Source organism: Ezakiella massiliensis (genome assembly GCF_059862345.1).
Window position 1 is genome coordinate 158,095 of record NZ_JCBCEO010000001.1, and the last position, 14,864, is coordinate 172,958.

The 14,864-nt window shown below is 35.0% G+C and carries 4 protein-coding genes; all 4 read left to right on the forward strand.

Annotated elements, in window-relative coordinates; all coding sequences use genetic code 11:
- Positions 1-8: 8 nt before the first annotated feature.
- Positions 9-2,483, forward strand: coding sequence for a hypothetical protein (locus AC6FXG_RS00760; protein ID WP_500571169.1), 2,475 nt, complete (start codon positions 9-11; stop codon positions 2,481-2,483).
- A gap of 68 nt (positions 2,484-2,551) precedes the next feature.
- Positions 2,552-4,183 carry a hypothetical protein gene (locus AC6FXG_RS00765; RefSeq protein ID WP_500571170.1) on the forward strand — a complete coding sequence of 544 codons (1,632 nt, stop codon included), beginning with the start codon at positions 2,552-2,554 and terminating at the stop codon, positions 4,181-4,183.
- A gap of 273 nt (positions 4,184-4,456) precedes the next feature.
- Complete coding sequence (locus AC6FXG_RS00770; RefSeq protein ID WP_500571171.1) at positions 4,457-9,136, forward strand: Cna B-type domain-containing protein; 4,680 nt, start codon at positions 4,457-4,459, stop codon at positions 9,134-9,136.
- Positions 9,137-9,486: 350 nt separating this feature from the next.
- Complete coding sequence (locus AC6FXG_RS00775; RefSeq protein ID WP_500571172.1) at positions 9,487-14,613, forward strand: Cna B-type domain-containing protein; 5,127 nt, start codon at positions 9,487-9,489, stop codon at positions 14,611-14,613.
- Positions 14,614-14,864 lie beyond the last annotated feature (251 nt).

Sequence of the window (14,864 nt, forward strand, 5' to 3'; positions counted from 1 at the left end):
TGATTTTTATGAGCATTTGTGATTATGTTGGAAAGGAACTTTTAGGTTGGATTTATTACAACGAAAATTATTCCCACGGAGAATATTCAAATAGCATTAATAGGGTTTGCTATGTTTATCCGCGTTTTATTTTAAGTGATGGGGAAGTCTTACCAGTTAATCCAGAGGATTTTCCCCAACTTGGAAGTTTTGAAGTCCGCATACAAGGAGGATTTTCAGCCGAAGAAATTGTTGACAAACTAACACATTTGGTTTCAATTAGGATTAATTTTGAACCAGAAGTTGACACCAATCAACAAAACAATTTTTATAGGATGAAATTTAATCCATCTTATGGGGATGATTCAAGTGAAGTTTGGCTAGAAAGATTTAAAAACGATAATTTTATACAGGTTATTAATAGCGAAGATTCTTTAGAAACAATTATAGAAAATAGAAAACTTGATTATGTTTTAGAAAAAATTTATACAGATCAAATTTTTATAAAGGCTAGGGATGGAATTTGTGGTCCTTTTACTTATTTTGTAAATGATAATACGGTTGAACTGGCTGCTGTTGGTGAATACGATTACAATTTATTTATAGATGAGGAATTTATTTTAAACAAGTTTGTTTTCAAGGTTGGAGACAGGGCAGAAAACGGCGTATTTTTAACTTGTAAAAACTTTTTGGATGAAAATAAGGACAAACTCAAAGTCCAAGATTTTATCTCAGATGAGATGCTAATAGAAACTGTCTTAAGTGTTTTTGAACGCGAAGAAAATATTAATAGCGCTGATGTAAACGCTCTAAAAAAAGCCCTCTTAACTTCTATAAACAATGTTACTTATCCAAATGCTAGCCAGGACAGGGTTGAGCGTTTCCGCAATATTATTAAGCAATCTGAAATGGGGACTGATTTCCTGTTTAAAATAGCTACATTCTTGCTCAAGGATGACAAGCTCAAGGACTATGTAATCAGGCTAATTTTGGACAATAATTTTGAAGAAATTGAAGACAGATTAACTATTTTTATTGAAGTTAGAGAAAAAATATCTGAGCTAGAAAGAGAAAAAGACGCCTTACAAGATGAGGTAAATAAGCTAAGTATAGATGCTAAAGATTCCAGAGAATTTTTGATCAAAGAGAACGAAGAATTGGCCAAAGAACTTAATGAAAAAATTGCGTCTATAGAAAAAGAATTGGAAGAAAGACACGAAGAACTCAGGCTCATGGGTTATGTAAATGACCTGGCCGCTGAAAAAAATTGTTTGGAAGAAACAATTCAAGAAAACAAGGCAGAGCTTGAAAAGCTAAAGACCATTCAAGACGAAGTCGTGACCGAGCTAAAAGATTCTGTAGACGAGTACAAAAATATTGGTCGAGTAATCGCTAAGGATTTGAGAAAAGATGGCATGGATGATTTTATGTCCACTTTAAAAGGCCTCAAAAACTTTGATTCCACTGAGAAGAAAGAATTTGAATTGGCCAGCTTTAATTCAAAAGAAGATCTGGTAAATTATGTTTACTACATGATGAATTTTGAATATAACTATAATATTTCGAGGAATATGGTCGCCAACCTCTTGGTCCTCTTTGGCATGTCCTATATAACCAATATCAATGGCAAGACTGGATCAGGCAAGACCTCAATGGTTAGCACCTTTGCCAGAGCCTTGGGTTTAAGCGAAGAAAACGGTTTATTTATAAAAGTAAATATTGATCCAGATATCAGGAGCTCCAGAGACCTAATTGGTTTTTACAATCCTGTTTCTGGAGAGCTCACCGCTAACAACAAGAGATTATTAGATATGATGGACAAGACTTGCGATGGAAACCTGCCACATATTGTGCTCTTTGATAACGCAAACTTATCAATGCCAGAACACTATATGGCCAGCTTTTTAGAACACGAGATAGGATCTAAAGATTATTTAAATCTTGGTGGTGGCAAGGAAATTCAATTAAAACATAATATGCGGTTTTTTACAACCTTGCAAAAAGACCACACCAGCTTGGAACTAACTTCTCGTTTTTATGACAAGACGGCAACAGTCGAAGCAAAGTATGAGAGCAAAAACTTCTATCAAAAAGACATGGACGACATGAGCCCCAGAGGCGTTGTTAAACTTTCAGATATACTAGGCTTACAAGCCAAGCATGATAATATTAGTCCAGATGTTGAAAACAAGCTAGCTAATATTTCTAATGTATTGAGGAGATATGGCTCACCCCTTAGCCCTAGAACCATAATGAGGACTAGGCAGTTTATTTCTTCAATCACACCCCTACTCAAAACAAATATAAATGAATTCAAATACCTGGCACTTGAAATGGCAGTATTACAATTTATGCTCCCATCCAGAATTTCTACCAGCATCAACAAGAGACTTATTGATGGACTCTTGCAAGAGGTAAAAGAGATGCCAAAACTAGAAGAATGCCTTGTAGCCTACAAGGATATGTATGATAACTTTATTGAAGATATATCTGTAAGCTTCTAGGGGGTGGTAGTATCAATAGTTATTTGCAGCTTAAATGCTATAACACAAACACTGAAAACTCCATCAATTTGAACAACGGCTTTGGCAGGGACAGGTATACAAACGGAGTAGTATTTGAAAACGGCTACTATTCAATCAACTTTGTAATTTATTCGGCAAAAGAAATTGTATCGGGCGAATTTTATATTGACGAAGAGGAAATTGGCAGCCTAGAATTAATAGAAAAATCCAATGACAGATACGATTTCAAGGTCGTCTACAAGGGATCAAATGAAAAAGACAGGTCATATCCATTTTTGATGATGATTGATAGCGTTAGGCTTAGAGTCCGTTTGATCTATGATGATGACACTGATGATTTTTATTCAAGTGACAAGGTCCTGGTAACCACCAAGACCAATGACGACCAGAAAAATGTAGACGATATGATCTATTACATTTCCGGTGAACACGGCCTCAGCCGGCAGATTGATACGAGTTACGAGGAGGACACAATAACACTTGGTCTTTACAACAACCTCGTTTCAAATATTATAAAAACCTATAATAAGCACAAGGCCATGTATGAAAGGGATTTTTCTGCAAGTGAGCAAATAATATCGGCCAGGCGGAGGATTTTGACCAGCGACTTTTTGGGATCAAATTTAACTCGCGGTCCAAAAGTTGAAAAAGAACGCTTGGAAATAATGGAGTTTTTAAATGAACTTACGGTCGCCAGCAAAAAACTCTACAAGAAAATTCTGACCATTACAAAAGATATGGAGAAAAAATACACTTCTATCAAGAAATCACTGCCAGAGGGCTACAGTGCGCCCATAGTTATCACTTACAAGCTAAGAATAGACCGAGTTTATATGGAGCTTAGAAGGCTAGTTAAAAATATTGAGATTATGCAAAACATCTTGCTTAGGAATCGCTTTAAGTCAAAGGGCAAATTTAAACTCACTTCCAATATGAGCGACTATATAAACCCAGTTTTCTGGGCTTATATGAACAGGTGGGTCCATGCACGCAAGGTAAATCTCAGATACCACGAATTTTATTTCAATATCGATTCCCTTGATAAACTCTATGAATATTATTGCCTGGCAAGATTATTAAATTGTCTAAAAGACATGGGCTACGTAAAAGTCGAGACCAAGGATAAGCAGTTTTATTATCCAACGGTCAACAATGTCTTTCAAAATGAAAATATATTATTTAATACCTTTTACAGGGAAAGGGAGGGAGTTAAACTCTCCTTGTACTTCCAACCATTGATATATAGAAATCAAAGTTTAAATGAAATTGGACTCTTGAGGACCAGTGGCGGCGACGATAATTTTACCAACTTCAACAAAACAGGAAATTATTATTCGCCAGATTTTATTTTAAAATTCCAAGGCAAAACCACCAAGTATTTAATACTTGATGCCAAATACCAATCCAGGAATACAATCCTGCGTGGGCACATGGACCAAGTCATCTCAAAATACTACAATCAAATCAGAAAAACTGATGGCAAGCGAGATCAGATGGTTTATGTCCTCCAGGGACGCTTTGATGAAAACAAAAACGATATATGGTTTTATGAAAACCTTGACGATGGATTGATAGAAGACTTTTATAGTGATTTTGGAATCTTTAAATATAGTCCTGATAATTCAAGAAACATGGCCTTCTTTAGATTAATTGAAAAATTAGCGGAAGAAGTAAAATAAAAAAATAGATTAAACTTAGCATTAAAATCAAATGCTAAGTTTTTTTGTGCGTGAAAAATAAAATAAACTTTACAAGTACAATATCTAGCAATTTTTGCGGGGGAGGGTAGGAAAAGCACAATATATAGTTAAGTGATAATATTAGAGGCAAGATAAATTGTGCTTTCTCCTTGATTTTATCACATAAAATAACTATAATTAAACTAATATAGATATTAAAAAATTATAAAAATATTTATATTGTAAATATACAAATGAAAGGAGGTGAAAATAGTGAAAAAAAGAGTTATAATAATTTTTTTAACTTTGCTTTTTACTATATTAGCATTTGGTAAAGTAGACCTATATGCAGAAACAACAGATGAAGGAACAACCGCGGAGGAAACAACTCTAAGCGAACCAGCATCAGAAACAGAAGAAACAAAGGAAGAACCAGAGGAGACACCTCAAGAAGAAATAGAAGAAGAAGTAAAAGAAACAGTTGAAGAAGTAAAAGAAACTAAACAAGCAGAAGATACTAAAGAAACAGTTGAAGAGGAAAGGCCTCAAGTAGAAGATAAATTTGAAGATAAAACTAAAGAAAAATCAGTAGAGGAATCAGAAGATCAACAAACAGTTTCTGATGCAAAAGAAGACACTGTTGATCCAGAAGAAAGCAAAGAAGAAGAAATTAATAAAGACGAAAAAACTGAAGAAAAAAACGAAGAAAAGTCTGAAGAAAAACTAGAAACTGAAGAAAAAGTTGAAGGAGAAGAACAAGCCGAAACCGAAGGCGAAGAAAAAGTTGATGATTCAGAAAAAGCTAAGGAAGCAGAAAAAACTGATGAAGAGACTGAAGGAGAAACCGTCTTAGAAGAAGGAGAAGTCCTAGAAGTTTCAGAACTCGCCGAAAACCCACTAGCCCTAGGTGCAGGCCAAGGTGGAGATGTTGTTGTAAAAAAGGTCACTACTTTTGAAGAATTAAAAGCTGCGATTGATGATGCAGAAGAAGGTAAAACAACAAAAATTATAATTAAGAATGAGATTACAATAACTGGAACACTAATAATTAAAGCAAATACCGATATAATTTTAACTTCAGAAGATGAAAAACCTATGGATGATCCTTGGAAACATATAGACCAACCAAAAGATTTTGCTAAAGAAGGCGAAGAAAAGCAAAGAGAAAAAATCGAAGAAGCCAGAAAACGTGGTCAAGATGCTATAGATGCAGCTAATAATATTACAAAAGAAGATGAGGACTATTATTACAATTTTAATGGTCAGATTACTATTAAAAGAGCTAATAATTTTAATGACACCTTATTTAGTGTTTTGGGAAAATTAACTCTGGGTGATAAAAAGAACTCGATAAATTTTGATGGTAACAAAAAACATGTTGTCTCGAATCAAGGCAGTAAAGGATCTTTCTTTGATGTAAAAAGTGGGGGCAAGTTAACCCTAAATAATGGGACGATAGCTAACGGAAAATCTGAAAATGATTACTCTGCAAGTATAAAATTACATGCAGGATCAGAATTTAATATGAATGGTGGAAGAATTACAGCAAATACCAATAGACTTAACTCAGGTTTCCCATATACGGCTGGTGCTGTATATATAGAGCCCAGTGCAAAATTTACTATGAATAATGGGATGATAGACCACAACATAGGAGCGGCAGGAGCTGTATTTATGGGACGTGGAGGCTCTACTACTAATCCTATTCTTAAAAACGATGACGATTTTGCCTTATTTAAATTAAATGGAGGAAACATTGTAAGCAATGAAGCCAAAGGTGGATTTGGTTTTGCAGGTGGTATTTTCATTTTCCCACAAGGCAAGTTAAATTTAAAAGACGGCATCATTGCTGGCAATAAGGGGCAAAATAGAGGCGGAGCCATAACAATTACAGACCAGTATGTTACTGAATATACTAATGGCTCAATGGGACCATATTCAAAAAGCACAACGACACACAATTTACCTTATGAAAAATTTATTCTTAGGAATAGGGCTGAAGCCAATTTTAATGGCGGCTTGATTTTTAAAAATTCGACTCCTGAAGACGGTGGAGGAGTATTTGTTGATACCAATACAGCTTATTTTAACCGTGTAATGATTTTAGATAACGAGGCTCGAACATTAGGCGGAGGAATCTATATTTCATATCCACCAAGGACTCAAACAATAAAAGAAATGCTCATCACAGAAAATAGTGCAGAAAAGTATACAGCACTTAATCCAGGTGAGAACGGTGCGCCTGGAAGTGGCGGAGGAATTTGGAGTTGTCCGTATGGTTATATTCATATTGGCGATGGACATACTGTTTATGTATTTAACAATACGGCTGCCAATAAAGGAGCTGACTTCGCCTTTAGACAAAAAACCAATCCTTTTGAGCTGACATATGGGTCAAAGACAGAACGTATAGATGATAGGTTCTATGTATATCTATCACCTATTACAAAAGACCATAACTTTATAAAATTTTTAAATGATGATGGAACAGGTAATCTTATTCCAGAAAACATGTCTTATTTTAAGGAAAAAGCTTTCCTGAAAACTGTTTATAATGAAGCCTTGAAAGCTGAAGCATGGAGAAATTCTGGTACATTTATTTTAGGAAACAAGGCTAGCTATGGAGCAGGACTTGGAACAAATGCAAATCTTGAAACCCCTGAAGATGAAGGAGATATTGAATTCCACTTTAAGAAGAAATGGGATGAAAAAATCGACAAGAGTGAATATGAAAATAAAGATATTCATGTTGATATTTTTATAGTTCCTCTAGATAAGGATGAAGTTTATGTACGCAGCCAATATGGTTATGATAAAAACTTATTCAAATATGGAGAAGTTATTTTAAACCAAGGAAATAATTGGCAAGCAAGTTTCTCTGAAAATTCATTTAATAACTACACTCTTACTAAAGATAAGGGCCTTCCACTTACAAAGGAAGCATTGAAAAAAATGGGTTACAAGTATTTGGTTATTGAAAGAGAAACTGATTACGCAAATTCTGTAGAAGAAAAGAATGCAGAGGCTCCAGTTCAACCTGGTACTGTCCTTATTACTAGAGATAGGTCTAAGAAATATGGAGGTAAATATGATAATGGATACCACAACGCAGACTTCTATTTCTATGAGCTAAATAAAGATGGAACTCTTTCTTATATAGGAAAATCAAAAAAGAATGGTAATAGTGGAATTAATGCAGAGTTTTCACACGATATTCTATCTGCTGAAATAAAAGCAGTTATACCTTATGGAAACAATAGAAGCTTAATTGAAAAAGGCAGGGCTTGGCAATTTTACAAAGGTTATGGTGAAGCATTAGATAAGTACTCAATCTTTGTAGAGAAAACAAATGATGGTATTATCCTTCACGTACCGTATATTTGGACAGAGGTATGGGATGGAGGACTTAGTAGAATTAAGGTAGCTAAGAAAGAACCAGTTCCTGTAGAAGAAAAAGATTTTTATGGTTATGAATTCGTAATTAGCAATAGGCCATTTACCGAGGCAAAAATTAAAAAGACATGGAAGATGCTTAATGGTGAAGAAATCACAGATAATAGCCATGAATTGAAAAATAGAAATATTCCAGACCAAGTTACTTTCTATATTTTAAAAGATGGCAAGCGTATTCCTGTTGATTATAAACGCGATAAAAATGGAAAGGTTTATCCAATCTATAAGACTGTTACGATTACAAAATCAGGTGGATGGAAAGGAACTATTACAAGGCTTGATCCTTTACATTTAGAAAAAGGTGCATATGGCATCGAAGAAGAAGCTTTAGATGGCTTTGAAATGTCATATAAATTAAATAAAGTTCTAGTAGATCCAAGGGAAAATAGAGATGAAGATGAAGATAAGGTAAATATTAAATTCCGCTTATCCAGAGAATATGCTTTCTTATCATCGATTGGCTCTTGGATTAAAAAACAACCCGGTTATATTCCACAAGATAGTAATGGAATCATTAATGAGGAGCCATTTAGAAAATTAATGGGAAATATTACCGTACGATTGATTGTCGACGGAAATATTAAAGAACAAAAGACCATGACTTGGAATGGCAGTTCTCTTGATGATGATGACTTATTGTTCGGCTATAATGAAGAGAAACCTATTATCGTTGATGCCGGTGGCCATAATATTAGAGTTAGATACTATAACAGTATGGATGAAAAGTGGGGGTACCACGACGTAGGATACCAAAGTGTAAACCTCTTTTTAAAGAAAGATAATCAAGGGGTCTACACCCTGTATGTTCCGAATGTTTTGGTAAATGGTAACTTTGCCAAAGTGTTTAAGGTTACAGAAAAAGACTTGTCAGGAGAAGGTAGATTTAGCTATTATCCTGAGATTAAAGACTTAAACCCAGATGCTGATAATCTAGATCCTTACTATGAATACACTTTTGAAGTAACAAACACAGAACTTCCACCTCCACCAGAAGAACCTAAGACTTACGTTACAGTAAGCAAGCTTTGGGAAGCTCTTGGGGAAACTCAGGCTATTCGAGTTCAACTCTATGTAAATGGTGAGGCTACCAATAAATTCTTAACATTAAGTGAAGCAAATGGATGGACTGCGACCTTCTATGATCTTGATGAATATGATTTTATGGGAAATAGGTACACCTATACAGTAAGAGAAGTTGGCGACGAAAATGGTTTATACAAAATAGGGGACAGAGAATTTGAAGTTTCCTATGCAGGTAACATGGATAAGGGATTTACCATTACAAATAAGGAAATCCCACCAGAAGAACCTGAAGAACCAGAAGAACCTGAAGAACCAGAACCAGAAGAACCCGAGGAACGAGACGAACCTGAAGACGAAGGTGGCGGAGAAAATATTATTCCAAAGACTGGAGTAAAGACAGACGCAAAATCAATATACTTGAGCTTAATTTTACTGATAGCTTTGGTAGTATTGAAGAGAAAAAAATATAGCAAATAAAATATGATTTATTTAAAACAAAAAGTGTGCGAATGTTTTAAATAAAAACTAATTTGCTAAAAAGAAATGACCCTAATGGATGAGCTTATCCATAAGGGTCATTTTTGTTTACAAGAGTAAAATATACATAAAAATATATAAAAAATATGCAAATACTATATAAGCCAAAAAATCCGGGGGGGGGGTAGAAAAAGCACAATATATAGTTAGTTAGTAGTATAAGAGATAAGATAGATTGTGTTTTTACCTTGATTTTATCATACAAAAAAAGTATAATTAAAATAATATAGATATTAAAAATTATAAAAATATTTATATTATAAATATGTAAATGAAAGGAGGTGAAAATAGTGAAAAAAAGAGTTATGATAATTTTTTTAACTTTGCTTTTTACTATACTAGCATTTGGTAAAGTAGACCTATATGCAGAAACAACAGATGAAGGAAAAATCGTGGAGGAAACAACCCTAAGCGAACCAGCATCAGAAACAGAAGATACAAAGGAAGAACCAGAGGAAGCACCTCAAGACGTAGAAGAAGTAAAAGAAACAGAAGAAGTAAAAGAAACAGAAGAAGTAAAAGAAACTGAAAAAGCAGAAGAAACTGAAGAAAAAACATCTGAGGAAGAAGAAGCTGCACAAGTAGAAGATAAAGCTGAGGAAAAATCAGAAGAAGAATCAGAAGATCAACAAACAGTTTCTGATGCAGAAGAAGAACCTGTTGATCAAGAAGAAAGCAAAGAAGAAGAAATTAATAAAGACGAAAAAACTGAAGAAAAAAACGAAGAAAAGTCTGAAGAAAAACTAGAAACTGAAGAAAAAGTTGAAGGAGAAGAAAAAACCGAAAGCGAAGGCGAAGAAAAATCAGAAGAAAAAGCTGAAGATTCAGAAGAAGCTAAGGATCCGGAAAAGGCTGAAGAAAAACCAGAAGAAGCAGGAGAACTTGAAGAAGGCCAAGAATTAGAAATCGGTACAATCATTGACCCTGAAAACCTAAATCCACTAGGAGCAGGACCAGAAGGAAATGGTGAACCAATTAAAGTAGGATCTTTTGCAGAGCTAAAGACTGCGATTGAAAATGCAAAAATTGGTGAACAAACCACAATTGTTATTACAAAGAGTTTTAAAATTGAAGCAACTATAACAATTGATGCCGGTAAAGATATTATCCTAACATCCAATAATCAATCAAAAGCTGATGACCCTTGGAAACCTATTGACCAACCAGCCAAGCACGCTGGTGAAGGTGAATCTAAACAAAGAGAGATCATTGAAGAAGGCAGGAGACGTGGAGAAGATGCTTTAAATAAAGCTGATTTAGAAAAAAATCCACTTCCTTCGGAAGAGAAAGATATTATTATCAAAAGAGCTGAGGGATTTACAAGTGATACTTTATTTGAAGTATTAGGTAAACTTACGCTTGGAACGGCAGATAAAGCTGTTTATATTGACGGTAATGGAGACAAGGCAAAAACCGAATTTGCCGACAAAGGCTCTGTTATCAATGTCAATGGCGAATTGATAATGAAGAATGCCGTCGTTATGAATTCCTACAACAAGCATGGTTACACTGGCCCAATCCGCGTCAACAAGGGTGGAACCTTCACCATGGAAGGCGGACGAATTTCCAAGAATACGTCCTACGAACAAATCGATGCCAATTATTCCCGGCCTTATGCCGCCGGTGCTGTTTATGTAAACCCAGGTGGAACTTTTACCATGAAAAACGGTTTGATCGATAACAATACGGGCGGTTTGACAGGTGGTGTGTTTGCTGGTGATCTTGGATTACAAATTACAAAGCCAGCCATAGTAAATATGGAAGGCGGTATTATTGCAAAAAATAAAACAGCATCCAATTATGAAGCTGGTGCAGGATTAGCAGGTTATCCAAATTCAAAAATCACTATAACTGATGGAATAATTGCTGGAAATAGATCGTACGATGTTGGTGGTGGAATTGCAATATCTTCTCAATATCTAGGCAACACGAGTAATATTTATGGAGATCAAAAGGCTTCTGTTAACAAGAATTATAGTGAATTTATTAAAAGAAGCAAGGCTGAAGCTCTAATCGATGGTGGATTGATTTACAAAAACAAATCTAACGGAGATGGTGGCGGTATTTACGTTGACTCCAACGATGTTACATTTGGCAAGACCATGGTTTTAGATAACCTGTCTTATAACCATGGGGGCGGTATTTATATTTCTTATCCACCCATCACACAAAAATTGAAGCATATCCTCATTACTGAGAATCTTGCAAAAGGTCATTATGACGCATATTTAGGCGGCAGCAATGGTGGCGGTCTTTGGAACTGTCCAACAGGCTTTGTCCACATTGGTGACGGTCATAGCGTCTATGTTTATAATAATGACTCTGAAGGTTATGGCAAAGATGTTACTTTTTATAAAAAAGCTTGGAACTTTAAATTAAACGGTGAGTATGTAGGACGTACATTCTATTCCCATATTTCCCCAGTTACAGAAGGAGATCAATTTATTAAATTTATAGAGGACGGAGCAGCCGCAGAAGATGGCGTAACTATTCCTGAACATCTTTCTTATCAAACTGGCACAACACATTTGAAGGCTGTCTATAATGATAACCTGATTCGAGAAGCTTGGCAAAACTCTCTAACATTTGTGCTAGGCAATCAAGGTCGCACTGGTGGTGGTGTAGGTTCTAATGCCAACTTAATTTCTGATAAAGACAAGGGTGACTATCAAATAGAATTTAATAAAAAATGGGATGAACGAGTTGATAGGTCTTCTATTCCTGGAACAATTAGAGTAGATCTGTTCATCGTTCCCATAGACAAGGATAGGGACTATGTTAAAGCTAATTATGGTAAGGACAAGAACCTTTTCAAATATGGTGAAATTTTACTAGGTAAAGATAACAATTGGCACAGTCGATTTGATACTAACTGGTACAATAGAGAGGATCGAAAGGAAATATTAGATATTCTTAAAATTAAGAATTTCTCAGATATTGGCCTACCTGAAGATACCTACTACATGGACAAGGGCCTGCCATTTACTGCTCAAGAATTAGCCAAAAAGGGCTATAAGTATTTAGTTGTGGAACAAGGTGACAAGTATTTTGTAGAAGTAACTGAGGAAAAACCGACAGAAGATAAGACAGAAAAAGCTGGTGTACTTGAAATTACCAGAGAATATAACGACAAGTATGATAAGGGCACTGTAAAGGAAGATAAGGATTTATATCTTTATTTTTACGATCCTGTAAAACAAGTTTTAACTCGCATTGGTCAAACAAAAATCCATGAAGAAAAAGACGAAAAAGGAGTAGGTAAGGGCTTTGGAAAAGCTACGATTGCCCATCCACTTCTACTAAAGAAGGTTTCGGAATATAAATATTACGGAGCTTACCGTAAATTTACTGAATACGAAGGTTGGGACGATGTTGAAGGTTATCACAACAAGGACAGAGGTTATGCTGTTATTCTAACAGAGAATAAAGACGGCACATTAACAGTAGAAGTTCCATATCTATGGCTAAATGATTACTATAATAATGTAGGTTTTTCTGCTCATCAACTTGAAGGCACTCAAGACTACACAGTCGAGGGAAATAAAACTCATAGCTTTACTCTGACAAATTCTCCTTGGGGTAAGTTAGATGTTGAAAAGTCTTGGAAGAATATTGAAGAGAAAGACCAACCTGACTCTATGGACTTCTACTTGCTCTTAGATGGCAAGCGTGTTATTGAAGGTTACGACAAGGATGGCAAACCTATCTATAAAAAGCTCACGCTTACAGCTAAAGGTAAATGGAAGGGTACTTTTAAAAAACTGAATCCTAAGGCTTTAGCAGCAGGTAAATATAGTCTTGAAGAAAATTCTGATATATTTGCACCAGAGTTTATTAATAAAAAAGAGAAGTTTATTGTTCGTATCGGATATGCCAATGAATATCACGAGGAAGGTCAACCGGAGAATCAATTTTATCTAACAAACGAACATTTTGATTCCGATGTATATAAGAATGCAGACGGAACTTATCGCGATGTTAAATTGAATTTATATTTGGATGGAAAGAAAATCCAAGAAGGAGTATTTCATTTTACAGTTAGAGAAAACCCAATCACTGGAGCTCCTTATGCAGAGCTTGATAAGAATTATGCGTTTGATCCTGTTGAAGTTGAAACTTATGGTCAAGGTATTCCAGTTAAATATTATGATGTTATTAGCAATGAAACAAATCGTGAAGAATACAATTTCTATATAAGAAAAGATGAGGATGGAGCCTATGCTCTATATTTACCTCGCTTAGTCATTAAAGGTGTACCTTATGCAGAGCTATTTATTGCAAATAGCAATGAATATAATGAAACCTACGATCGCTATGACCCAACAACTTATGTGACTCCTTTAAAAGCTGATGTGGATTGGCAAATAAAGACTGAAAACCACTATGGTCCAGATCATAAGATAGAATTTTTGAAGGAATGGTTTGGTGGAGCAAATAAAATTCCTGAAGAAATTACGGTAATTGTTACTAACGAAGAAGGTGAGGTTAAGGAAATCAAACTTACCAAGGATGGTAACTGGCAAGAGACCATAGAAAACTTAAAGGGAACCCTTCGAAAACATGGATATACCATTAAGGAAGTGGAAGTTCCAGGTTTTAATAGTGATATTTATACAGAAAAAGCTGGATTAAAAGTAATCGGTAAAGATAAGGAAGGCAAAGAGATTATCCTTAACTACACGACCGATGAACTCAAAAGGATTTTAGCAGAAGGAAATTATCGTTATGAAGTCTTTGAGCTTTCAGAAGAAGATAAAAAGAAAGAATTTAATCAAGATAATTTAAGCACCTTTATCAAAGTCGAAAGGCAAAAAGACGGTAGATATATCATTCGCTATGCGAAAGATGTAAGCTTAACAGAAATATTCTCTGTTAATATTAAAAACACAGAAGTACCACCAGAAGAACCAAGAAAGACATATGTCAGAGTAAGCAAGCTTTGGGAAGCTCTTGGCGAAACTCAGGCTATTCGAGTTCAACTTTATGTAAATGGTGAAGCTACCAATAAGTTCTTAACATTAAGTGAAGCAAATGGATGGACTGCGACCTTCTATGATCTTGATGAATATGACTTTATGGGCAATAGATACACCTATACAGTAAGAGAAGTTGGTGACGAAAATGGTTTATACAAAATAGGGGACAGGGAATTTGAAGTTTCCTACGCAGGCAACATGGACAAGGGATTTACAATTACAAACAAGGAAATCCCACCAGAAGAACCACCTGAAGAGCCAGAAGAACCCGATGAACCAGAACCAGAAGAACCTGAGGAACCAGAGGAACCTGAAGACGAAGGTGGCGGAGAAAATATTATTCCAAAGACTGGAGTAAAGACAGACGTAAAATCAATTTACTTGAGTTTAATTTTACTAATAGCTTTGGTAGTATTGAAGAGAAAAAAATACAGTAAATAAAATTTGATTTATTTAAAACAAAAAGTGTGCGAATGTTTTGAATAAAAAATTAATTTGCTAAAAAGAAATGACCCTTAATGGATGAGCTTATCTATTAGGGTCATTTTTTATGTAAGGACTTGCTATTTAATTTTGGGCATAAAAAAATCCGCTAACATCTGCGGATTTTTCAAAAACAAAACAATAGGATGATTTTATTATAGCATGCCTTTGCCAATACAAGTTACAGAATGGTTAATTAGTGGGCTTTT